19 protein-coding genes are annotated in these 22283 nt (G+C 72.5%); 12 read left to right on the top strand and 7 right to left on the bottom strand.

Annotated elements, in window-relative coordinates:
- The first annotated feature begins 3 nt into the window (after window positions 1–3).
- Window positions 4–552 (top strand): NUDIX hydrolase, encoded by a 549-nt coding sequence (locus IG88_RS0117420; RefSeq protein WP_031041514.1) that lies wholly within the window; start codon window positions 4–6, stop codon window positions 550–552.
- Here the strand turns inward: IG88_RS0117420 and IG88_RS43395 are convergent.
- Window positions 519–1892 carry an esterase/lipase family protein gene (locus tag IG88_RS43395; RefSeq protein WP_051851936.1) on the bottom strand — a complete coding sequence of 458 codons (1374 nt, stop codon included), beginning with the start codon at window positions 1890–1892 and terminating at the stop codon, window positions 519–521. The genes IG88_RS0117420 and IG88_RS43395 overlap by 34 nt on opposite strands.
- Window positions 1882–6345, bottom strand: a complete 4464-nt coding sequence (locus IG88_RS0117410; protein ID WP_031041506.1) for an NACHT domain-containing protein — start codon at window positions 6343–6345, stop codon at window positions 1882–1884. Before IG88_RS0117410 ends, IG88_RS43395 begins: the two co-directional genes overlap by 11 nt.
- Before the next feature lie 129 nt (window positions 6346–6474).
- Between IG88_RS0117410 and IG88_RS0117405 the strand changes: the two genes are divergently transcribed.
- Window positions 6475–7503 carry a hypothetical protein gene (locus IG88_RS0117405; protein WP_037836079.1) on the top strand — a complete coding sequence of 343 codons (1029 nt, stop codon included), beginning with the start codon at window positions 6475–6477 and terminating at the stop codon, window positions 7501–7503.
- Window positions 7504–7535: 32 nt separating this feature from the next.
- Here IG88_RS0117405 and IG88_RS0117400 read toward each other — a convergent pair whose 3' ends face one another.
- The gene (locus tag IG88_RS0117400; protein ID WP_234332175.1) at window positions 7536–7946 is read right to left on the bottom strand and encodes a hypothetical protein; all 411 of its coding nucleotides are present in this window, start codon (window positions 7944–7946) and stop codon (window positions 7536–7538) included.
- A 162-nt stretch (window positions 7947–8108) separates the two neighbouring features.
- Window positions 8109–8981, bottom strand: a complete 873-nt coding sequence (locus IG88_RS0117395) for a 3-hydroxybutyryl-CoA dehydrogenase (RefSeq protein ID WP_031041498.1) — start codon at window positions 8979–8981, stop codon at window positions 8109–8111.
- A 177-nt stretch (window positions 8982–9158) separates the two neighbouring features.
- On the opposite strand from IG88_RS0117395, the gene IG88_RS0117390 reads away from it, so the two are divergent.
- Window positions 9159–10403 (top strand): glycoside hydrolase family 10 protein, encoded by a 1245-nt coding sequence (locus IG88_RS0117390; RefSeq protein ID WP_031041495.1) that lies wholly within the window; start codon window positions 9159–9161, stop codon window positions 10401–10403.
- Between the two features lie 18 nt (window positions 10404–10421).
- Here the strand turns inward: IG88_RS0117390 and IG88_RS0117385 are convergent, their stop codons facing one another.
- Together IG88_RS0117385 and IG88_RS0117380 are read right to left on the bottom strand one after the other, a co-directional pair.
- Window positions 10422–10616, bottom strand: coding sequence for a DUF1918 domain-containing protein (locus IG88_RS0117385; RefSeq protein WP_031041492.1), 195 nt, complete (start codon window positions 10614–10616; stop codon window positions 10422–10424).
- 30 nt (window positions 10617–10646) lie between these two features.
- The gene (locus IG88_RS0117380) at window positions 10647–11573 is read right to left on the bottom strand and encodes a DMT family transporter (RefSeq protein WP_031041488.1); all 927 of its coding nucleotides are present in this window, start codon (window positions 11571–11573) and stop codon (window positions 10647–10649) included.
- Here IG88_RS0117380 and IG88_RS0117375 point away from each other — a divergent pair.
- From IG88_RS0117375 to IG88_RS0117365, 3 genes are all read left to right on the top strand, one after another.
- Window positions 11572–13011 (top strand): PLP-dependent aminotransferase family protein, encoded by a 1440-nt coding sequence (locus IG88_RS0117375; RefSeq protein ID WP_031041486.1) that lies wholly within the window; start codon window positions 11572–11574, stop codon window positions 13009–13011. The genes IG88_RS0117380 and IG88_RS0117375 overlap by 2 nt on opposite strands.
- A gap of 60 nt (window positions 13012–13071) precedes the next feature.
- Window positions 13072–13512: a GNAT family N-acetyltransferase gene (locus tag IG88_RS0117370; RefSeq protein WP_031041484.1), complete on the top strand. Its 441-nt coding sequence runs from the start codon at window positions 13072–13074 to the stop codon at window positions 13510–13512.
- A gap of 73 nt (window positions 13513–13585) precedes the next feature.
- Window positions 13586–14149 carry a histidine phosphatase family protein gene (locus IG88_RS0117365; protein ID WP_031041482.1) on the top strand — a complete coding sequence of 188 codons (564 nt, stop codon included), beginning with the start codon at window positions 13586–13588 and terminating at the stop codon, window positions 14147–14149.
- Here the strand turns inward: IG88_RS0117365 and IG88_RS0117360 are convergent.
- Window positions 14146–14622, bottom strand: a complete 477-nt coding sequence (locus tag IG88_RS0117360) for a DUF6314 family protein (protein WP_078861518.1) — start codon at window positions 14620–14622, stop codon at window positions 14146–14148. The genes IG88_RS0117365 and IG88_RS0117360 overlap by 4 nt on opposite strands.
- Before the next feature lie 157 nt (window positions 14623–14779).
- Between IG88_RS0117360 and IG88_RS0117355 the strand changes: the two genes are divergently transcribed.
- From IG88_RS0117355 to IG88_RS0117330, 6 genes are all read left to right on the top strand, one after another.
- Window positions 14780–17254 carry an alpha-L-arabinofuranosidase C-terminal domain-containing protein gene (locus IG88_RS0117355; protein ID WP_031041478.1) on the top strand — a complete coding sequence of 825 codons (2475 nt, stop codon included), beginning with the start codon at window positions 14780–14782 and terminating at the stop codon, window positions 17252–17254.
- A gap of 75 nt (window positions 17255–17329) precedes the next feature.
- Window positions 17330–17854 (top strand): AAA family ATPase, encoded by a 525-nt coding sequence (locus IG88_RS0117350; protein WP_031041475.1) that lies wholly within the window; start codon window positions 17330–17332, stop codon window positions 17852–17854.
- Between the two features lie 93 nt (window positions 17855–17947).
- Window positions 17948–18976 (top strand): N-acetyl-gamma-glutamyl-phosphate reductase, encoded by a 1029-nt coding sequence (gene argC / locus IG88_RS0117345; RefSeq protein ID WP_031041473.1) that lies wholly within the window; start codon window positions 17948–17950, stop codon window positions 18974–18976.
- Window positions 18973–20124 carry a bifunctional glutamate N-acetyltransferase/amino-acid acetyltransferase ArgJ gene (gene argJ, locus IG88_RS0117340; protein WP_031041470.1) on the top strand — a complete coding sequence of 384 codons (1152 nt, stop codon included), beginning with the start codon at window positions 18973–18975 and terminating at the stop codon, window positions 20122–20124. The genes argC and argJ overlap by 4 nt, the downstream gene beginning before the upstream one ends.
- Window positions 20121–21041 (top strand): acetylglutamate kinase, encoded by a 921-nt coding sequence (gene argB, locus IG88_RS0117335; RefSeq protein ID WP_031041467.1) that lies wholly within the window; start codon window positions 20121–20123, stop codon window positions 21039–21041. The genes argJ and argB overlap by 4 nt, the downstream gene beginning before the upstream one ends.
- Window positions 21038–22276: an acetylornithine transaminase gene (locus IG88_RS0117330; protein ID WP_078861517.1), complete on the top strand. Its 1239-nt coding sequence runs from the start codon at window positions 21038–21040 to the stop codon at window positions 22274–22276. The genes argB and IG88_RS0117330 overlap by 4 nt, the downstream gene beginning before the upstream one ends.
- The last annotated feature ends 7 nt before the right edge of the window (window positions 22277–22283 follow it).

Raw genomic sequence — 22283 nt, 5'->3', positions numbered from 1 at the left:
ACCGTGCAGTGGACGAAACAGAGCGAACAGAATGTGTACGCAAATCGCTGGTTCAGCGTCAATCTGGCCGACGTGGCCCTCCCGGACGGACGGCACCTCGACCACTTCCTGATCCGGATGCGCCCCGTGGCCGCCGCCACGGTCGTGAACGGGGCGGGCGAGGCCCTGCTGCTGTGGCGGCACCGCTTCATCACCGACAGTTGGGGCTGGGAACTCGCCGCCGGCGTCGTCGAGGACGGCGAGGACGTCGCGGTGGCGGCGGCCAGGGAACTGGAGGAGGAGACCGGCTGGCGGCCAGGACCACTGCACCACCTGATGAGCGTGGAGCCCTCCAACGGCCTCACCGACGCCCGGCACCACATCTACTGGGCCGACGAGGGCACGTACGTGGGACCCCCCGTGGACGGCTTCGAGTCCGACCGCCGGGAATGGGTGCCCCTCGAGCTCGTGCCCGGTCTCGTCGCCCGCGGCGAGGTCCCGGCCGCCAACATGGCGGCCGCGCTGCTCCTCCTGCACCACTACAGGGCGAGCACCGTGTCGCTGCACTCGTAGTCGCAGCTCGTCGAGGCCACCTGGACCGTCCACAGGCCGGGTTCCAGCCGCAGGGTGCCCCGGAACTCCTGGTCGCCGCACGGCGTCATGGGCGTCTCCTGCAGGATCCGGCCGTCCCCGGCCACCTTCCTGACCACCAGCCGCATGGCCGCCTCGGCCCGCAGGGCCAGCACCTCGAACTCCTCTCCCGCCGTGACGGTGTCCGGCAGATCGATCCCCGTGTCGTAGTCGTCGGCCAGTTCCTGGAGGAGGGGGCGCCCGTCACAGACGTTGCGCATCTGCTCCCGCACCCGCGCGGCGTCGAACATGGACGCGTGCCGCGAAGAGCACCACTGCGTCCGGGTGCTGTCGTCGCTCATCAGCGGCTGGGCGGAGTGCCGGGACACCGTGCTGTCGCCCCACCAGTCCGCGGCCCCCCAGGGACTGCCGGAGACGCGGTCGAGGTACTGGAGCGGCTCGTCCGGGCCGTGGCGCACACCGTAGGTGGTGGGGTGCTTGTCACCGCCCACGACCAGCAGGTCGTACGCCGGAGTGCCCGTCCTCTCGTGCTCCTCCACCGCCTGCTCGATCTGCCAGGCGAACCGGGCCGCGTCGTCGAGCACCCCGGCCGGGATCCCCTCGACCGGTCCCACGGCCTTGAGCGGGATACGGCCGAAGTCCCGGTGTTCCACGACCTCGTAGGTGGGCAGCAACTGGCCGATGGACGGGTAGGTCGCGCACACCTCACGCACGAGCGAGCGCCAGGGCCGCAGGGCGCCCGAGGCATGGCCGGTCAGCATCCTCATCGCCTTGACGCTGCCGCGGTAGGGCGTGCCCAGGGTGACGACGGCCCGGGCCTCCGTCCGGCCGCCCAGCACCTCGAGGTAGTAGCGGGCGACCAGACCGCCCATGGAGCGGCACAGGAAGACCGCCTTGGCGTTCCGGGCCTCCGGGTACCGGCGCGGATCGGCCGTCCTGCGCCACCGGTCGAGGTGCTCCGCCACGAACCGCTGGAGCTTGCGGGCCGAGTTGCGGTTGCTCAGCCGCCAGTCGTAGGGGAAGACGACCAGGCGTCCGGGGTCGATGCCCAGGTGCCTGGCGAGGTTCGCGTGCCCACCGTGTCTTCCCCAGCCGGGCAACTGCCGCAGTGTCCTGACGGGTTCCCCGACATCCAGCGCGTACGGGCTCTCCGGCTCGCCGTCGCCGATGCCGTCCTGCAGACGCAGCCGTTCGGCGATCCTCGACGGGGCGGTGAGCGCGTCGCGCAGCATCGCCAGGCTGGTGTTCCAAACGTCTTCCCCGTCCCGGGTCAGCGAGGTCCCCATGATGCCCGGAACCACCACGACGAGATCATGCTTCATGACGTGTCTTCCTCGTTGATCCATCGGGAGCGGCCGTCCGCTGCCCGGGGATGTCCTGCGGTCCGTCCCACCACGGGGCGATGCGGTCCTGCCGGAGCAGCACCTGGTCGCAGCGCAGACCGGCCTGCTCCGTGCCCTGGACCATGAGCGTGAGGCCCCTGTCGTCGCAGAAGGTGCCGACGTCCGTGACGTGGTAGCCGCGGGACTCCAGGGCAGGCAGGTCCCGGTCCTCGACCAGGTCGCGCAGCATGATCCGTCCGGAGTCGTTGCGCCAGCCCACCAGGACGAGCCGGTCCGGCGGTCCGGCCAGGGCCAGGCGGTCGACCACCATGCCGTCGGGGGGACGGAACGCCTTGGCGTGGGGGTAGTCGCCGATCCACCGGACGACGTACACCCGCCGGGCGCCCGGGTAGGCGATCAGCGGGACCCGGGCCCTGCCCAGGCGCACGAAGCCGGTCACCCCGCCGTCCGCGGCGATCGGCCGGTTGTCCGGCTCGTTGAACCCGAGGGGACCGGCACCGAGGTCCGCCAGGTCCCAGAGCCGGACCACGGCCCCGCCCCACCCGGCGAGCCGGGCCACGCCACCGGGGCCGTTCACCACGGCCAGCCGGTCCACGGTGCCGGCCCCGGTCACGTGCACGACGGCCCTGCCGTCGTCGCGCCACCGGCTGCCCGCGCCCGCGGGCCGCTCCCAGCAGCGCACCCCTTGGTCCCGGGGCCAGAACAAGCGGACGCGTCCGTCCGGGTCGGCGTGCAGCGCGACGGAGTGGACCGGGTCGTCGTCGGTCCCCTGCAGCGGGAGTTCGTCACGGTGGACCACCCGCATACCGCGGTCGCACGTCCAGGCCACGGCCTGCCTGCGGCCGACGGCCACGACCACGGCCCCCTGGTCCGTGCACAGCGCGCTCACCGCGGTCAGCTCGGTCACCCGGGAGCCCGGATGCTCCAGGACCGGCCCGTCGGTGACGTCCCCACCCGTCGTGTGCCTGCTCAGCAGGACGGAACGCCCCTGCGCCCGGACGGCCAGGAAGCCGCCGTCCGGTGCCGGGGCCACGTGCACCCGCGGGTTGCCCCGGCGGGCCGACGACACCGGCGCCCGCCTCGCCCCGGTGCTCCGGCCGGGCCCGTGCGGGTCCCAGACCCGCACCCGCGTCTCGTCCGCCACGGCCAGCCGCCCGGAACCCAACGGGTCGAAGGCCAGCGACTTGTGCTCGTGGTCGCAGGGCAGCGGTACCTGCTCGGCCCCCTCGCCGGTCCAGAGCCGGATGTGTCTGTCCTCCTGCACGGCCACCACGAGGCCGGACGCCGTCCGCCCCAGGGCCAGCGCCGACGCCTGGGCCCTGCTCTCCCGGCGCAGCAGCAGGCGGCAGTCGTCGCGGTAGAGGTCGGGAACCTCCCAGACCCGGAGGTTCACACCGTCCAGCGCGGCGATCGTCGCCCCGGCGCCGTCGGGGGAGGGGATCGCCCTGACCGTGTGCATCGGGGGAGTGCCCTCCCACACGTACCTCGGAGTCCTCTCGCCCGACTCCCTGCCGGTGAGCCTGCGCAGCCGGATGCCCCGCGCACCGGCGATCACCGCGAAGAGGTCGTCCGGGAGCGGCACCAGCGCGGCGGACTCCACGTCCGGGATCCGCTGCACACCGATGTCCCGCCGTGCGGGCCGTCCGTCACCCGTCCAGTGCCACAGCCACAGCTGCCCGTGCACGGTCGCGGCCAGCCACGACCTCCCCTCCCACCGGGCCATGTCCAAGGACTCGACGCGGCCGCCCCAGTAGAACTCCTCCGAGGGGCGGCGCTCCTCGCCCCACCACACCCGCACCGCACGCCCGTCGTGCGCGGCGACCACGCGCTGCCGGCCGGCCCCCGTGGCGACGACACCGGCGAGGTGCACGGGTTCACCGGGGCGCGGTGTCCCCGTCTCGCGCAGCCGTGCCTCCCGGCCGGCCCAGGTCCACGAGGTGATGTCCCCCCTGCCCGCCGCGTGGATGAGCCCGTCCCCGTCGCGTTCCCAGTGGACCGCGCACGCGCCCCCGGAGGGCGCCGGCCAGATGCGCTGCGACGGCAGTCGTTCGGCACTGGTCCACAGGTCGTCCCAGAAGGCCCCCGGAGCGCGGGGAACGTCTCGCACGTGCTGGGCGGAGAACATCACCAGTGCGGTGGCCCTGAGCACCGCCCACCGGCCGGCGATCAGCCGCTCCCTGCCCACCTCCGGGCCCGTCCGGAACTGATCGGCGACGGTCAGGTACAGCGCTGCCTGGGGGCTGTTCGCCACCCGGGCGGCGACCAGGGGTTCCAGCACCTCGGGGGACGCGTGGACGAGGAAGCGCCAGTCCGAGAGCAGGTCCTCCAGCACCCGGTCGCCGGCCAGGGCGGCGTGCGCGGCCAGATAGTGCGCCGCGTAGGGAGCGACCGCGTCCCAGTCGCCGTCGGAGGCGGGCCTGAGCGCGCGCTGGGTCCGGGCGTGCAGGCGCCGTTCGTCGAGGCCGGCCAGCAGGTGGCCGCCGAAGCTCGGGTGGTGGAACCGGTACACCGGCTCGCCGAACTCGGCGTCCCTGGCCAGGACGACACCGTCCGCACGGCCGACGACGAGTTGCAGGTCCGCCTCGTCGTACTCCCGTTCCGCGTCACGCGTCGCGTTGGCCACGGCCAGCCAGAGCGGGCCCGGGGGAAGGCCGTTGCCCTGGGCGAGGGCCAGCGGGCGCAGCAGGTCGCGGATCCGGCAGGGGTCCTCCGGGTCCAGCCGGCGCAGCTCCTGCGCCAGCAGGGAGTCGAGGGCCGCGGCCCCGTGCCGCAGCTCCGCGTCGAGCCGGTCCGGTCCGGGCAGCGTGTCCAGCTCCGCCAACTGCCGCGCCCACAGGGTGGCGACCAGGAAGAGCCCGTTGCTGCTCGCGGCGACGTGCCGGGCGACGGCATCGCGCGCCACCTGCTCCTCGGGCGTCGCCGGGGAGGGGCGCCCGCGGCGCAGGAGGTCCTCGACGTACCGGGCGAGGTCGAGCTCCGTCCCGGCGAGCCGGTCCAGCTCCAGCACCCGTTCCCCGGCCAGTACGTCGACCAGCGACTCCGGGGACGCCTCTCCCGGCAGTGCCCGTCTGGCGTTGGCCCGCGTGGCCACCACCACCTTGACCCTGGGCAGCAGGGCCAGCGGGTTGAGCAGTTCCCTCGCCACCCGGAACGCGTGACCGACGGCGCACTCGTCCAGTCCGTCGAGGAGAAGGGTGAGCGTTCCCTTGTAGTCGGCGAGTTCGGAGACCGCCTTGACGAACGAGGGCACCGTGCCGCGGGCCGCGTGCCGGTCGAGGCCCAGGTACTCGAGCCTGGCGGCCAGTTCCTGGCACAGCGACGCCAGGGTGCGCCCCCGGCAGTGCAGTACGGCATGGACCGAATGCAGTTCCGGCTGGACGGGAGGCAGCCGTTCCAGAGCGGCGGCGAACGGCTTCGTGGTCAGGTGGGCGACGTAGCGCAGGAGCGTGGACTTGCCCGCCCCGGACGCCCCGGTCACCACGTACATCCCCGTACTGCGGACGTTCATCCAGGTCACCAGGGAGCCGAGGGCGCCGTCCCGGGGCGAGAAGTCCCGCAACTGCCAGGTCTCGCCGCCCCCGGCGAAGAGGGGGCTCGAATCGCTCCGGAACTCCTCGCCGATCCAGGACTCGTCGTCCTCGGGGCGCGTCGCGGGCCGGACCCGGTCCGAGCAGTACGGATTGACCAGGAAGAGCGGCCGCAGCGTCCGTACGACGGCGATCCTCGGGGCCTGCCCGCCCCGCATCCTCGCGGCGATGGCCCCGTGCAGGTAGTCCAGCGGCAGGTCCGGCTGCTCCCGCGCGAAGATCCGGTGCTGGCGGTACTCCAGGTCAGGGGTGTCGAGCACCTGCTCCAGGCAGTCCACCCAGCGTGTCTCCGTGGCCCGTTCGTCGGCGCCCGCGGTGGCGACGGCGACGAAGCCACCCGCCGGATCGTCCCCCACCTCCTGCTTCCTGGCGCGCTTCATCCGGTCCTCCACGGCGTCCAGTGCCGCTCCGGAGAAACAGGCGTCCAGCACCAGCCAGGTGTCGGTCAGGTCGTTGCCCATCCACGACGCCAGCTCCTGTGCGGAGACGGCGCGGGAAGGGTCCAGGCGCCCGTCCACGTAGCTGTCCTCGCAGGCGAGGTAGAAGGTGTCCCCGTCCTCGTGGCCGTGGCCCGTCCAGTAGAGGATCTTCCGGCTGGCCTGCACCTTGCGCAGCCGCGCGATCAGGTCCCGGATCTGCTCCCGGCCCGCCGTCACCGGGCCCGCGTCGTCCCTGCTGCTCGTCACACCGATCGGCTCGGTCACGAAGCCCAGCCGGCGGGTCTGCTCCACGAACTTCGCCGCGGCTCCCCGCAGGTAGTCGCGGTTCCTGCCGCTGTGCGCGGCCTCCCGGTACCTGTCCACCACGACCGTGGCCACCAGTCCGTCATGCTGAACGGCTTCCACCGGAGCTCTCCCCTCGAAGCCCGATACAGACAACCACAGATCCAACACGCCTATTGCCACATGTATTTGATGATTAGTCAGGAGCGCTCGACCGGTAATAACCTACCGGGACACCACCGGGAGGTTCACGTGGAGGAACGCGGAGACCGCGACAAGTTCATCATCGGCAACCTGGTCACGGACTGCCACGTCCTGGAGGGCGACGGGACGCGTCCCATCCGTGAGGACGACGTGCGGATCATCTACGAAGCCGGTCAACGACGGGTGCAGTTGCCCGCCGAGGTCCAGCGGTGGCGCGGGGAGATCGAGGCCGAGCAGCAGCGCAGGAAGGCGGCCGGTGAGCACTTCGCCTGGAACAACCCCCGGTTCGCCGTGGAGAGCGTCGTCGTCTCACGTACGAACGAGGCCGAGTTGCCCTTGATCCAGCTCAGTCTGTGCGACGCGGACTACTACGACTTCCTGGCCACCTCCGTCAACCTCGACACACCTCTGCGTGCGGGCTCGGACGCCACCCTGCGCTCGCAGTACCTGGAGAACGCGGACCCGGTCAAGGCGCCCGCGTTCCTCTCGTGCAGCTTCGGTGTCAACGTGGCGGTCGAGACCGCTGCCGACGGCAAGATGGTCTTCGCCCGCCGGAGCACCGTCGTCGAGGGCCACAACAAGGAGCGGTGGAACTCGTCGGTGAACGAAGGGCTCGCGGCGATCCACGACCTGCCCGGGGACGGCTCACCGATCAGGCTGCACTCGGTGGCCCGCCGCGCGCTGCGCGAGGAACTCGCCGTCCAGGACGGCGACGCCGTGGAGCTGGAACTGCTCGCCTTCGGCCTGGACCTCCGCAATCACCAGTGGGCGGCCTTCTACCGCGCGGTGCTCACCGACCTGAGCGCCGAGGACCTGCTCGCCCGTCGCAGCAAGGGCGTGGAGGACAAGTGGGAGCACGACAAGTTCGCGTTCGTGCCCGCGGACCCGGACCACGTGCTCGACTTCCTGCTCACCCCCGGCCGGAACTGGACCCCCTGCGCCCCCGCGCTCTTCTACCTGGCGCTGGTCCGCTCCGCCGTCCTCGCCCGCGGCGGCGACCCGTCCGGGCGGCTGGACGTCGAAGCCGCCGAGCGCCGCGCGCTGAAGCGGCTGCGGGAAGCGCGAGCCGCCCGGTAGGCCGCCGTCCCGCCACGCCGGCCGGACCAGGGTCAGAAGATGTTGCGCTCGCGGTGCTGCTGGCGCAGTTCCAGGAACTTGGCGCGGATCTGCTCGGTGGACATGCCGTCCTCCGCCTGGATCATCAGATCCGCGAGCGCGTCCCGCGACTCCATGAACCCCCGCCACTTCTGCTGCGGCTTCAGCCAGGTGTCGAACGCCGTCAGAATGGCGACGCCGAGGGCGAGCGCCGGCACCCACTCGGTCAGCCAGCTCCCGTGGCCGCCGTTGAGGTTCTGGTCGGCGGCCACCACCGCCGTGGCGGCGATCAGCAGAATGCGGCTCAGGTAGTACGTCACCCCGTAGTTCAGGGTGGCGATGCGCCAGCGCCGCCACTCGCGCTGCATCTCCTCCCGCAGCACCCGGGGCAGTCGCCCCGCCTCACCGCCCGGTCCCGAAGCCACTGCCTCCGGTGCCTCCTCGGCCACAGATGTCCCCCTCGCGGTCGCACGCCTGCCTGCGGGGGGCCATTGTGGCCGATGGGCGAGCCCCGCACGGCCGGGTTCAGGAGATCCGCCCGTTGTGGTGAGGACGGGCGGGCCGAGCGGGGCTCAGGTGCCGGGCGGTCAGCCGTAGGCGTAGAAGCCGGACCCGCTCTTGCGGCCGAGGCGGCCCGCGTCGACCATGCGCTGGAGCAGCGGGGGAGCGGCGTAGAGCGGTTCCTTGTACTCCTCGTACATCGAGTAGGCCACCGAGGCGACCGTGTCCAGGCCGATGAGGTCGGCCAGCTTCAGCGGGCCCATCGGGTGGGCGCAGCCCATCTCCATGCCGTTGTCGATGTCCTCGCGGCTGGCGATGCCCGACTCGAACATCCGGATCGCGGAGAGCAGGTACGGGATCAGCAGCGCGTTGACGACGAAGCCGGAACGGTCCTGGGCGCGGATCGCGTGCTTGCCCAGCACCTTCTCGGCGAAGAGCTGGGCCCGGCTGAGCGTGCCCTCGGAGGTGGTGAGCGCCGGGATCAGCTCGACGAGCTGCTGCACCGGGGCCGGATTGAAGAAGTGGATGCCGATGACGTGGTCGGGCCGCGAGGTGGCGACCGCCAGCTTGACCAGCGGGATCGAGGAGGTGTTGGAGGCCAGGATCGCGTCCGGCCGGGTCACGACCTGGTCGAGCACCTGGAAGATCTCGGTCTTGACCTGCTCGTTCTCGACGACGGCCTCGATCACCAGATCACGGTCGGCGAACTCGCCGAGATCGGTGGTGAAGCCGAGGCGCGCCAGCGTCGCGTCCCGCTCCTCCTCCGTGATCTTGCCGCGCTCGGCGGCCTTGGCCAGCGAGTTGTACAGCCGCGTGCGGCCGATCTCCAGGGCCTCGCCGGTGGTCTCGGCGACCACGACCTCCAGGCCCGAGCGGGCGCACACCTCGGCGATGCCCGCCCCCATCTGACCGCAGCCCACCACGCCGACGCGTGTGATGTCTCCCGAGATGCCGGTCACATCGTCCCTTTCGCTGACTCCACGGCTGGCAGCAGGCCTGCCGGGGTCCCCGTCGCCTGCTCCGATCGAGCACGTTACCCCCGAATGGTCACGGATCCGTCTCCCGGGTCGGGCATGCTGAGGCCCCGTACACGATCCGTGACCGCGCGGGTCCGCAGCGTTCAGGAGGTTGTTCCCATGGGCGGTGTCTCGCGCCGTGCCTTCACGGTGGCGGCGTTGTCGGCGTTCACGCTGGTGCCCGGGGCGTCGGCGGCGGCCCCCGAGCCCGCGACGCCGCAGCCCTCGCGCGGCGCCGCCGCCGGGATGCGGGGGATGTGGCTGGCCACCGTGGCCAACCGCGACTGGCCCACCCGCGCCGGGCTGCGCGCCGCCGAGCAGCGCGCGGAGCTGATCGAGCACCTCGACAACGCGGTACGGCACGGCCTGAACACGGTGATGTTCCAGGTACGGCCGTCGGCCGACGCGCTGTGGCCCTCGGCCCACGAGCCGTGGTCGCAGTACCTGTCGGGCAGCCAGGGCCGCGACCCGGGCTGGGACCCGCTGGGCACGGCCGTGACGGAGGCGCATGCCCGCGGTCTGCAACTGCACGCCTGGTTCAACCCGTACCGGGTCGCCACCCACGACGACCCGTCCCGTCTCGTCTCCTCCCACCCCGCGCGCAAGAACCCCGGCTGGGTGGTGCCGTACGGCGGGCAGCTCTACTACGACCCCGGACTGCCCGAGGTCCGGGCCTTCGTGCTGGACGCGATGATGGACGCGGTGGCGAAGTACCCGGTGGACGGCGTCCACTTCGACGACTACTTCTACCCCTATCCGGTGGCGGGCCAGAGCTTCGCCGACGGCGGGACCTTCGGCGCGCACGGCTCCGGCTTCGCCACGAAGGCCGACTGGCGGCGGGACAACGTCGACCGGCTGGTGCGCGAGACCGCGCAGCGCGTCAGGGAGATCCGCCCGGCCGCCCGCTTCGGCGTCAGCCCCTTCGGCGTGTGGCGCAACGCCGCCACCGACGAGCGCGGCTCGGACACCCGCGCGGGCGTGCAGACGTACGACGACCTGTACGCGGACACCCGCACGTGGGTGCGCGAGGGCTGGATCGACTACGTCGTGCCGCAGATCTACTGGCACATCGGCATGGACGCGGCCGACTACGCGAAGCTGGTGCCCTGGTGGGCCGAAGTGGCCAGGGGCAGCCGCACCCAGCTCTACGTGGGCGAGGCGCTCTACAAGGCCGGGGACCCGGCCCAGCCCGCCGCCTGGCAGGACCCGGCCGAGCTGTCCCGGCACCTGACGCTGGCCGCGCGCCACCCGGAGGTCCGCGGACACGTCTACTTCTCCGCGAAGGACGTCGCCCGGGACCCCGGCGGCGCGATGGCGAAGCTGGCCGCCGACCACTACACGCAGCCGACGGCCGTCCCGCGCTGAACGCCGTCCGCGACGGCTCTAGAGCTGGATCTCCCTGTGCCGGATCTCCGAGTCGGGGCCGGGCGAGCACACGGCCTCGTGCCCGTCCTCGAACCGGACCCGGTACGGGGGAGTGCCCCGGTCGCCCATGACTTCGACGATCTCCGCGACCTTGTCGTGCTCACCGACCACCCGGCCGTGCTGGACCAGTTGGTCGCCCTTGGTTGCTCGCATCCGTGAGGCCTCCTCACCTGTATGCCGCGCTCAGCCCCGGGCCCGCTGGGTGACCGCGATGCACACCAGTACGGCCGCGGCCGTCAGCGGAGCGGCCACCGTCAGGTGCTCGCCCAGGAGAAGTACCGACCACACCAGTGTGAGCAGCGGCTGCGCGAGCTGCAACTGGCTGGCCTTCGGGATGCCGATCGCCGCCATGCCCCGGTACCAGACGACCAGACCGAGGAACTGCGAGCCCATCGCCACCCACAGCAGCCCGGTCACACTGTGCGCCGTCAGCGCCACCGGCTCGTACGCCAGCGCCACCGCCGTCATCGGCACCGTCAGCGGCACGCACAGCACCAGCGCCCAGCCGATGACCTGCCAGCCCGGCATCACCCGGGCCAGCCGGCCGCCCTCCGTGTAACCGGCCGCGCACACCAGCAGCGCCGCGAAGAGGTAGGCGTCGGCCGAGGTCAGTGCGCCGCCGCTCTGCTGCACGGTGAAGGCGACGACGGCCGCCGCGCCCGCCAGGGCCGCGGCCCAGAAGGTCCGCGAGGGGCGGGTGCCGAAGCGCAGGGCGGACAGCAGCGCGGTGGTCAGCGGAAGCAGGCCCACCACGACGGCGGCGTGCGCGGTGGTCGAGGTCCGCAGCGCGAGCGTGGTCAGCAGCGGGAACCCCAGCACCACCCCGGCGCCGACCACCGCGAGGCCGGGCAGGTGCCGCCGCTCGGGCGGTGCCACCCGCAGCACCAGCAGGCAGGCGCCGGCGACCGCGGCGGCCAGGACACTGCGCACGGCGATCAGCGACCAGGGGCCGAAGCCCTCCAGGCCCCAGGCGGTGGCGGGGAAGGTGAGGGAGAAGGCGACGACACCGAGGGCGGCCTGGAGGGTGCCGAGCGACCTGCCGCCGGGGTCCGCGCTCGCGGTGCCGACTGCTATCCGGGACGGAGCGGTAGCGCTACTCTGTGCTCTCATGCAAGAGCGTAGCAGCGTCGCTGACCTGGTGGCCGTGTTGCGGCGAGAGCTGGAGCGCTACTCGCCGGGTGGAAAGCTCCCGTCCAGCCGCGCCCTCGTCGACCGCTTCCGGGTGAGCCCGGTGACGGTCTCCCGCGCCCTGGCCCAGCTCGCCGCCGAGGGGCTGGTCGTCACCCGGCCCGGCGCGGGTGCCTTCCGCGCCCGGCCGCGGCCCTCGGCGGTGCCGGTCGGGGACACCTCCTGGCAGGAGGTCGCGCTCAGCGCCGACGGTGCCGCCGACCTCGTGCCCCGCTCCGTCGACGCCTCCGGGGTGCTGGTCTCGCTCGCCGCGCCGCCGCCCGGGGTCGTGGAGTTCAACGGCGGCTACCTGCACCCGTCGCTGCAGCCGGAACGGGCGATGTCGGCGGCGCTGGCGCGGGCCGGACGGCGGCCCGGGGCCTGGGGGCGGCCGCCGATGGAGGGGCTGCCGGAACTGCGGGAGTGGTTCGCACGGGGCATCGGCGGGGCCGTCACGGCGGCCGAGGTGCTGATCACCGCGGGCGGCCAGTCCGCGCTGGCCACCGCCCTGCGCGCGCTCGCCCCGCCCGGTGCCCCCGTCCTCGTCGAGTCCCCGACCTACCCGGGCATGCTGGCCATCGCCCGGGCGGCCGGGCTGCGCCCCGTACCGGTCCCCGTGGACGCCGACGGGGTGCGGCCCGCCCTGCTCGCCGACGCCTTCCGCGCCACCGGCGCCCGCGTCTTCGTCTGCCAGCCCCTCTTCCAGAACCCCACCGGCGCCGTACTCGCCCCCGAGCGGCGCGGCGAGGTGCTGCACATCGCGCGGGCGGCCGGCGCCTTCGTCGTGGAGGACGACTTCGTACGCCGGCTCGTGCACGAGGACGCGGGCCCGCTGCCCGCCCCGCTCGCCGCCGACGACCCGGACGGCGTCGTCGTCCACGTCTGCTCGCTCACCAAGGCGACCTCGCCCAGCTTCCGGGTCAGCGCCCTGGCCGCGCACGGGCCGGTGCTCGAGCGGCTGCGGGCCATCCAGGTCGTCGACACCTTCTTCGTCCCCCGGCCGCTCCAGGAGGCCGCGCTGGAACTCGTCGGCTCGCCCGCCTGGCCGCGCCATCTGCGGGCCGTCTCCGCCGAGTTGAGGGCCCGCCGGGACGCCATGACCTCCGCGCTGCGGCTGCTGCTCCCCGAGATCTCCCCGGCCCACGTCCCCGCCGGCGGCTACCACCTGTGGCCGCGCCTGCCGGAGGGCGCCGACGAGAGCGCCCTGACCGCGGCCGCCCTGCGCGCGGGCGTCGCCATCACCCCGGGCCGCCCCTACTTCAGCGCCGAACCCCCAGCCGCCCACATCCGGCTGAGCTTCGCGGCGGTCGCGAACACCGGGGAGATCGCGGAAGGGGTGCGGCGCCTGCGCACCGCCTGCCGGGAGGTGTGGGGAGGCTGACCAAGGCCGGGGGCGGTTATCCGGTCGACGCGCTCCCCACCGCCCTGCGAGCATCCCGGCATGACCGACACACCGAGGCTCCCCGAGGGCTACGAGATCTCCACCGACCCGCGCCGCATCGATGCCGGGCGCGTGCACCACTGGCTGTCCACCGACGCGTACTGGGCCCTGGGGCGGACCCGCGAGAAGCAGGACCGGGCCGTCGAGGGCTCGCTCAACTTCGGGGTGTACGACGCGGTCTCGGGCGAGCAGGTCGCCTACGCCCGGGTGGTCACCGACCTGGCCACCTTCGCGTGGCTCTGCGACGTGTACGTCGACCCGTCGGTGCGGGCCAAGGGCCTGGGCACGGCACTGGTCGCGGCCGTGCGCGAACACCTGGCGCCCCACGGGCTGCGGCGCATCCTGCTGGCGACGCACGACGCGCACGGGGTGTACGAGAAGCTCGGGTTCACGGCACTGGACCGGCCCGAGCAGTGGATGGCGCTCGCCCTCGGCCGGTGAGCCGGGGCACACCCTCGGTGAACTCCGGGTAACACCCCTTGACCCCGGTACCCGAGCGCTCCACCATCACCGCATGGCGCTCCGGGTGACGTTCGTCGCGGCAGCACGCAGCTCACCGCTGCTCGCGGAGCGCTTCGACGACGACCGGCCGCTGGACCGTGCCGGGTGGGACGAGGCGCTGCGCGCCGCGGGCGCCCTCCTGCCGCTCGCGGCGGCCGAGTTGCGCTACTGCTCGCCCACGCCCCGCAGTCGCGCCACCGGGGACGCACTCGGGTGCGCTCCGCTGGTCCAACCCGCCCTGCGGGACTGCGACATGGGCCGGTGGCGCGGCCTGACCCTCGGTGAGGCGATGGCCCGCGAGCCGGAGGCCGTGGACGCCTGGCTCGCCGACCCGCGCTCGGCCCCGCACGGCGGGGAGTCGCTGCTGGGCTTCATCACCCGGGTCGGCGGCTGGCTCGACACCCGTCCCGGCGAGGACGGCGACCGCGTCGTCGCCGTCGCCGAACCCGCCGTGATCCGGGCCGCGCTGGTCTACGCCCTGAAGGCACCGCCCGGCACGTACTGGAACCTCGACGTCCGCCCGCTGTCGGCGACCACCGTGACGGGCCGCGCGGGCCGCTGGAGCCTGCGCCTCTAGGACCGGCCCGGGCCGGGGTGCCGCCCGCCCGGCGTTTCGCGCACGTAATCCGTCGTGAGCAGCAGGTCCTTGGCCGGGCCGCCCACTCGCCACACCGTCCGCCAGCGGTCGGGTCCGCGCACCGTGAACTCGCCCCGGTACAGGTCGGCGGCGCAGGGGTGGTCGGCCACGTGGTGCCCCGCGGTCAGGTCCAGGCCGTGGAAGGGGCGGCCGTCGGCGAAGCGCACGTCGGCCCGCCCCGGCCCGGCGCCCGGCTCGTAGCGCAGCGTGCGCTCGGCGGGCCGGGTCACGCCCTGCCAGGTGAAGGCGCCCGACTCGCGGCTGATCAGTCCGCCGGTGTCCAGCGGGCCGAAGGCCGTGACTCCCGTGAACCGGCCCTCCAGGCCGTTCGCCAGGTCCCGCACCGACCGCTCGGTGCGCCAGCGCCCCGCGAGGTACGCCAGTACGTCGGGCACCGGCCACAACTCGCCCATTTCCACTCGCTTTCCCGCTCCGGCCCACTGGTTGCCGCGCGACCCATTGACGCACCCGACCCCCCTCCCTATCTTGCCGTTCGAAGTGCTGATCAACGTCCGATATCCCGAACGACTGACGACTAGAACGCCCCCTAGCGAGAGCCGCGGAGTATCCATGTCACGCACCCGCTGGAGACTCGGTCTCAGCGCCACCGCCCTCCTGACGGCATCCGCCCTGCTGCCGTCCCCGGCACACGCGGAGGCCGCCGCCGACTACACGATCACCGTCGACCCGTCCGCCCGGGGCGCGGCGATCGGCGACACCATGTACGGCGTCTTCTACGAGGACATCAACCGCGCCGCCGACGGCGGCCTGTACGCGGAACTGGTGCAGAACCGGTCCTTCGAGTACTCCACCGCCGACAACGCCTCGTACACCCCGCTCACCGCCTGGACCGCCGACGGCACGGCCCAGGTCCTGAACGACGGCGGCCGCCTCAACGAACGCAACCGCAACTACCTCTCCCTGGCCGCCGGTTCCACCGTCACCAACGCCGGCTACAACACCGGCATCCGGGTCGAGAAGGGAGAGAGGTACGACTTCTCCGTCTGGGCCCGCGCCGAGAGCGGCACCACCCTCACCGTCACCCTCAAGGACGCCGCGGGCACGCTCGCCCGGGTGCGCCAGGTGGCCGCCAGGGGGAAGTGGCGCAAGTACACCGCCACCTTCACCGCCACCCGCACCAGCAACCGCGGCCGCCTCGCCGTCACCACCACGGCGCCCGCCGCCCTCGACATGGTGTCCCTCTTCCCCCGCGACACCTACCGGCACCAGCCGAACGGCCTGCGCAAGGACCTCGCGGAGAAGATCGAGGCCCTGCACCCCGGTTTCCTGCGCTTCCCCGGCGGCTGCCTGGTCAACACCGGCTCCATGGAGGACTACAGCGCGGACTCCAACTGGCAGCGCAAGCGCTCCTACCAGTGGAAGGACACGATAGGTCCGGTCGAGGAGCGCGCCACCAACGCCAACTTCTGGGGCTACAACCAGAGCTACGGCCTCGGCTACTACGAGTACTTCCGCTTCGCCGAGGACATCGGCGCCATGCCGCTGCCCGTCGTCCCCGCCCTGGTCACCGGCTGCGGCCAGAACAGGGCCGTCGACGACGACGCGCTGCTGAAGCGGCACATCCAGGACACCCTGGACCTCATCGAGTTCGCCAACGGCCCCCGCACCAGCGAGTGGGGCCGGAAGCGCGCCGAGATGGGCCACCCCCAGCCCTTCCACCTCACCCACCTGGAAGTCGGCAACGAGGAGAACCTCCCCAAGGAGTTCTTCGCCCGCTTCGAGCAGTTCCGCGCCGCCGTCGAGGCGAAGTACCCGGACGTCACCGTCGTCTCCAACTCCGGCCCCGACGACTCCGGTGCCGTCTTCGACACCGCCTGGCAGCTCAACCGCGACGCCGGCGTCGCCATGGTCGACGAGCACTACTACAACAGCCCGCAGTGGTTCCTGCAGAACAACGACCGCTACGACTCCTACGACAGGAACGGTCCCAAGGTCTTCCTCGGCGAGTACGCCTCCCAGGGCAACACCTGGAAGAATGCGCTGGCCGAGGCCGCGTTCATGACCGGCCTGGAGCGCAACGCCGACGTGGTCGAGCTGGCCTCCTACGCCCCGCTGCTCGCCAACGAGGACTACGTGCAGTGGAACCCGGACCTGATCTGGTTCAACAACCACGCGTCCTGGGGCTCGGCCAACTACGAGGTCCAGAAGCTGTTCATGAACAACACCGGTGACCGCGTCGTCCCCTCGCAGGCCACCGGCACCCCCGCCGTCAGCGGCCCCATCACCGGCGCCGTCGGCCTGTCGACCTGGGCGACCAGCGCGGCGTACGACGACGTGAAGGTCACCTCCGCCGACGGCAGGACCCTGCTGTCCGACGACTTCTCCGGCGACGCCTCGCAGTGGAAGCACAGCGGCGCCGGGAGCTGGACCGTCCAGGACGGACAGTACGTCCAGACCGACACGGCTGCCGAGAACACCCTGGTCACGGCGGGCGACCCGGGGTGGCAGGACTACGACCTGCACGTGCGGGCCACGAAGAAGTCCGGCAAGGAGGGCTTCCTCGTCGCCTTCGGCGTCAAGGACACCGGCAACTACTACTGGTGGAACCTCGGCGGCTGGAGCAACACCCAGTCGGCGGTGGAGCAGGCCACCGACGGCGGCAAGTCGACGCTCGTGTCCAAGGCCGGGTCGATCGAGACGGGCCGCGCCTACGACATCGACGTCAAGGTGAGGGGCCGTCAGGTCACCCTCTACCTCGACGGTGAGGAGTGGGGCGGCTTCACCGACGACAAGCCGGCCGAGCCCTTCCGCCAGGTCGTCACGCGCGACGACCGCACCGGCGAGCTGATCGTCAAGGTCGTCAACGCCCAGGACACCGCGGCCCGCACCGCCGTCGACCTCGGCGGCGCCAAGGTCGCGCCCAAGGCCCGGGTCACCACGCTGGCCGCCGCCCAGGATGCGGTCAACACCGGGACGGACACACCGGTGACGCCGGTGACCTCGACCTTCTCGGGGGCGGCGAGCGAGTTCGCGTACACCTTCCCGGCGAACTCGGTGACGTTCCTGAGGATCAGGCAGCGGTAGCCCGGCGGCACACCACCCGGACCGGCGACGGAACCGTTCCCGCCCCGCCGCCGGTCCGGGCTAGCCTGCGGACGCATGATCGTATGGCTGAACGGGACCCACGGCGCGGGCAAGACCACGACGGCCGCGTCGGTGCAGAGGCTGCTCCCCGGCTCCCGGGTGCTCGACGCCGAGAAGGTCGGCGAGACCCTCATGGACATCACGCCGGGACTGCCCGACACGGACAACTTCCAGCACTGGCCGCCGTGGCGGCCGCTCGTCGTGGAGACCGCCCGCCGGGTGCTCGACTACGCCGGCGGGACGCTGGTGATGCCGATGACGGTGCTGGTCGAGGAGTACTGGCGGGAGATCGCCGCCGGTCTCGCCGGGCACGGGATTCCCGTGCGGCACTTCGTCCTCCACGCCGACCAGGACACCCTGCGGGAGCGCATCGCGGGGGACACCGTCGTCGGACCGAACTCGTCGTTCCGGCTCCGGTACCTCCAGCCCTATGCCGAGGCGGCCCGCACCTGGCTGCACGCCGAGGGCGAGGTCGTCGACACCACACACCTCACCCCCGGCCAGGCCGCACTGCGGGTCGCGGAGGCCGTCAAGGGCTGAGGTCCCGACGGTCCGGCCACGGGTGCGTATGCACTGGATTGCATAAACGTGCAGCGAAACGTATAGTCATGCCATCCAGGAGGAGGGTTTCCCATGGCGGTACGTGCGGCGGTGGCCGGAGCGAGCGGGTACGCGGGCGGTGAGCTGCTGCGGCTGCTCCTGGCCCACCCCGAGGTCGAGATCGGCACCCTGACCGGCAGCTCCAACGCGGGCCGGCGCCTCGGCGCGCTGCAGCCGCACCTGCTGCCGCTGGCCGACCGCGTGCTGGAGGCGACCACGCCCGAGGCGCTCGGCGGTCACGACGTCGTCTTCCTCGCGCTGCCGCACGGGCAGTCCGCCGCCGTGGCCGAGCAGCTCGGGCCGGACGTCCTCGTCGTCGACATGGGCGCCGACTTCCGGCTGAAGGACGCCGGTGACTGGGAGCGGTTCTACGGCTCCCCGCACGCCGGGACCTGGCCCTACGGCCTCCCCGAACTTCCGGGTGCCCGCGCCGCGCTGGAGGGGTCCAAGCGCATCGCGGTGCCCGGTTGCTACCCCACCGCCGTGTCCCTGGCCCTCTTCCCGGCCTACGCCGCGTCGCTGGCCGAGCCCGAGGCCGTGATCGTCGCCGCCTCCGGCACGTCCGGCGCGGGCAAGGCCGCCAAGCCGCACCTGCTGGGCAGCGAGGTCATGGGCTCCATGTCGCCGTACGGCGTCGGCGGCGGCCACCGGCACACCCCCGAGATGATCCAGAACCTCGGCGCCGTCGCCGGGGAGCCCGTCACCGTGTCCTTCACGCCGACCCTCGCGCCGATGCCCCGCGGCATCCTCGCCACCTGCACGGTGAAGGCGAAGCCCGGGGTCACCGCCGAGACGGTGCGCGCCGCCTACGAGAAGGCGCTGGCCGACGAACCGTTCGTGCACCTGCTGCCCGAGGGGCAGTGGCCCGCGACCGCCTCCGTGTACGGCTCCAACGCCGTCCAGGTGCAGGTGGCGTACGACGCCGCCGTGCACCGGATCATCGCCATCAGCGCCATCGACAACCTGGCCAAGGGCACCGCGGGCGGTGCCGTCCAGAGCATGAACCTCGCCCTGGGTCTCGACGAGACCACCGGACTGACGACGATCGGAGTTGCGCCGTGAGTGTGACGGCAGCAAAGGGATTCACGGCGGCGGGCATCGCCGCCGGGATCAAGGAGAGCGGCAACCCCGACCTGGCCCTCGTGGTCAACACCGGCCCCCGGCGCTCCGCCGCCGGGGTCTTCACCTCCAACCGCGTCAAGGCCGCGCCGGTCCTGTGGTCCGAGCAGGTCCTCAAGAGCGGTGAGCTGACCGCCGTCGTGCTCAACTCGGGCGGCGCCAACGCCTGCACCGGGCCCAAGGGCTTCCAGGACACCCACGCCACCGCCGAGAAGGCCGCCGAGGTGCTCGGCACGGGAGCGGGAGAGGTCGCCGTGTGCTCCACCGGGCTCATCGGCGTGCTGCTGCCCATGGACAAGCTGCTCCCCGGCGTGGAGACGGCCGCCGGCCAGCTCTCCGAGCACGGCGGCGAGAAGGCCGCCATCGCCATCAAGACCACCGACACCGTGCACAAGACGTCCGTGGTCGCCCGGGACGGCTGGACCGTCGGCGGCATGGCCAAGGGCGCGGGCATGCTCGCCCCCGGCCTCGCCACCATGCTCGTCGTGCTCACCACCGACGCCGACCTGGAGACCGGGGCCCTGGACCGCGCCCTGCGCGCCGCCACCCGGGTCACCTTCGACCGGGTCGACTCCGACGGCTGCATGTCCACCAACGACACGGTGCTGCTGCTCGCCTCGGGCGCCTCGGGCGTCACCCCGGAGTACGCCGACTTCGCCGAGGCCGTCCGCACCGTCTGCGACGACCTCGGACAGCAGCTCGTCCGGGACGCCGAGGGCGCCAGCAAGGACATCAAGATCGAGGTCGTGAACGCCGCGACCGAGGACGAGGCCGTCCAGGTGGGCCGCACCATCGCCCGCAACAACCTGCTCAAGTGCGCCATCCACGGCGAGGATCCCAACTGGGGCCGCGTGCTCTCCGCGATCGGCACCACCGACGCCGCCTTCGAACCCGACCGTCTCAACGTCGCCATCAACGGCGTCTGGGTCTGCAAGAACGGCGGCGTGGGCGAGGACCGCGAGCTGGTCGACATGCGCTACCGCGAGGTGCACATCGTCGCCGACCTCGCCGCCGGCGACGCCACGGCCACCATCTGGACCAACGACCTCACCGCCGACTACGTCCACGAGAACAGCGCGTACTCCTCATGAGCAACGGAAAGAGCAACGGACCCACGCGGAAGCACACCGCGCTGCCCAAGGCGCAGATCCTCGTCGAGGCGCTGCCCTGGCTGACCCGGCACCACGGCAAGACCGTCGTCATCAAGTTCGGCGGCAACGCCATGGTCGACGAGGACCTCAAGGCCGCCTTCGCCCAGGACGTCGTCTTCCTGCGCCACGCCGGCCTCAAGCCCGTCGTCGTGCACGGCGGCGGCCCGCAGATCAGCGCCGCCCTCGACAAGCACGGCATCGTCAGCGAGTTCAAGGCCGGCCTGCGGGTCACCACCGAGGACGCCATGGACGTCGTACGGATGGTGCTGGCCGGGCAGGTGCAGCGCGAGCTGGTCGGCCTGCTCAACCAGCACGGCCCGCTCGCCGTCGGCCTCACCGGCGAGGACGCGCACACCCTCACCGCCACCAAGCACCAGCCCGAGATCGACGGCGAACTCGTCGACATCGGGCGGGTCGGCGAGATCACCGAGATCGACACCGGCGCCATCGAGGCGCTGCTCGCCGACGGCCGCATCCCGGTCGTCTCGTCCATCGCCCGCTCCCAGGACGACCACCATGTCTACAACGTCAATGCTGATACGGCGGCTGCGGCACTCGCTGCGGCGCTCGGCGCCGAGACGCTCATGGTCCTCACCGACGTCGAGGGCCTCTACGAGGACTGGCCGCACTCCGACGAGGTGATCAGCCGCCTCACCGCGTCCGAGCTGGAGAAACTGCTGCCCGACCTGTCCAGCGGCATGGTGCCGAAGATGGAGGGCTGCCTGCACGCCGTGCGCGGCGGCGTCACCACCGCCCGCGTCATCGACGGCCGGGTCCAGCACTCGATCCTGCTGGAGATCTTCACCGACGAGGGGATCGGCACGATGGTCGTGCCGGACGAAGAGGGGGAGTCGTGAGCAACACAGGAGCCGCCGCCGGAGCGGCGGGCAACGCCGGGCTGACCGAGCGGTGGCGGGGCACGCTCATGAACAACTACGGCACACCGCGCCTGCCCCTGGTGCGCGGTGCGGGCTCCCGGCTCTGGGACGCCGACGGCACGGAGTACCTCGACTTCGTCGGCGGCATCGCGGTCAACGCGCTCGGCCACGCCCACCCGGCGGTCGTCGACGCCGTGAGCCGGCAGATCGCCTCCCTCGGCCACGTCTCCAACCTCTTCATCGCCGAGCCGCCCGTCGCCCTGGCCGAACGGCTGATCCAGCACTTCGGCCGCGACGGCAAGGTCTACTTCTGCAACTCCGGCGCCGAGGCCAACGAGGGCGCCTTCAAGATCGGCCGGCTGACCGGGCGGCCGCACATGGTCGCCACCGAGGGCGGCTTCCACGGCCGCACCATGGGCGCCCTGGCCCTGACCGGCCAGCCGGGCAAGCAGGAACCCTTCCTGCCGCTGCCCGGCGACGTGACGCACGTGCCGTACGGCGACCCGCAGGCACTGGCCGCGGCGGTCACCGAGGAGACGGCGCTGGTGGTCATCGAGCCGATCCAGGGCGAGAACGGCGTCGTCGTCCCGCCCCCCGGCTACCTGAAGGCGGCCCGCGCCATCACCGCCGCCACCGGTGCGCTGCTCGTCCTGGACGAGGTGCAGACCGGCATCGGCCGGACCGGGCACTGGTTCGAGTACCAGGCCCACGAAGGCGTCCTGCCGGACGTCGTCACCCTCGCCAAGGGCCTCGGCGGCGGACTGCCGCTCGGCGCGACGGTCGCCTTCGGCCGCGCCGCCGACCTGCTCCGGCCCGGCCAGCACGGCACCACTTTCGGCGGCAACCCGGTCGCGTGTGCCGCCGGACTCGCGGTGCTCGACACCATCGCCGACGAGGGGCTGCTCGACAACGTCAAGCGGCAGAGCGAGAAGCTGCGCGGCGGCATCGAGGGCCTGGGCCACCCGCTCGTCGCCCACGTCCGGGGCGCCGGACTGCTCCTGGGTATCGTGCTCACCGAGCCGCTCGCCGCCCAGGTGCAGCAGGCGGCTCAGGACGCCGGAATCCTGGTGAACGCGCCCGCGCCCGATGTCGTACGGCTGATGCCCGCGCTGAACCTCGGCGACGACGTGGTGGAGGCGTTCCTCGGGGCGCTGCCCGGCATCCTTGACCAGGCCGCCGAGACGGCCCACGGGGACGGACGATCCGGAGAATGAGACGACG

It is taken from the genome of Streptomyces sp. NRRL F-5650 (assembly GCF_000721365.1).
Lineage (GTDB): Bacteria > Actinomycetota > Actinomycetes > Streptomycetales > Streptomycetaceae > Streptomyces > Streptomyces ardesiacus.
The sequence above is the reverse complement of the archived record's forward strand: the minus strand, read 5'-3'. Positions and strand labels throughout refer to the sequence as shown.

Coding starts and splice junctions, on each gene's coding strand:
- IG88_RS0117390 (WP_031041495.1), top strand. CDS start 9,159: ATGGGCGGTGTCTCGCGCCGTGCCTTCACGGTGGCGGCGTTGTCGGCG.
- IG88_RS0117370 (WP_031041484.1), top strand. CDS start 13,072: ATGACCGACACACCGAGGCTCCCCGAGGGCTACGAGATCTCCACCGAC.
- IG88_RS43395 (WP_051851936.1), bottom strand. CDS start 1,892: ATGAAGCATGATCTCGTCGTGGTGGTTCCGGGCATCATGGGGACCTCG.
- IG88_RS0117385 (WP_031041492.1), bottom strand. CDS start 10,616: ATGCGAGCAACCAAGGGCGACCAACTGGTCCAGCACGGCCGGGTGGTC.
- IG88_RS0117355 (WP_031041478.1), top strand. CDS start 14,780: ATGTCACGCACCCGCTGGAGACTCGGTCTCAGCGCCACCGCCCTCCTG.
- IG88_RS0117360 (WP_078861518.1), bottom strand. CDS start 14,622: ATGGGCGAGTTGTGGCCGGTGCCCGACGTACTGGCGTACCTCGCGGGG.
- IG88_RS0117380 (WP_031041488.1), bottom strand. CDS start 11,573: ATGAGAGCACAGAGTAGCGCTACCGCTCCGTCCCGGATAGCAGTCGGC.
- argC (WP_031041473.1), top strand. CDS start 17,948: ATGGCGGTACGTGCGGCGGTGGCCGGAGCGAGCGGGTACGCGGGCGGT.
- IG88_RS0117375 (WP_031041486.1), top strand. CDS start 11,572: ATGCAAGAGCGTAGCAGCGTCGCTGACCTGGTGGCCGTGTTGCGGCGA.
- IG88_RS0117350 (WP_031041475.1), top strand. CDS start 17,330: ATGATCGTATGGCTGAACGGGACCCACGGCGCGGGCAAGACCACGACG.
- IG88_RS0117365 (WP_031041482.1), top strand. CDS start 13,586: ATGGCGCTCCGGGTGACGTTCGTCGCGGCAGCACGCAGCTCACCGCTG.
- argB (WP_031041467.1), top strand. CDS start 20,121: ATGAGCAACGGAAAGAGCAACGGACCCACGCGGAAGCACACCGCGCTG.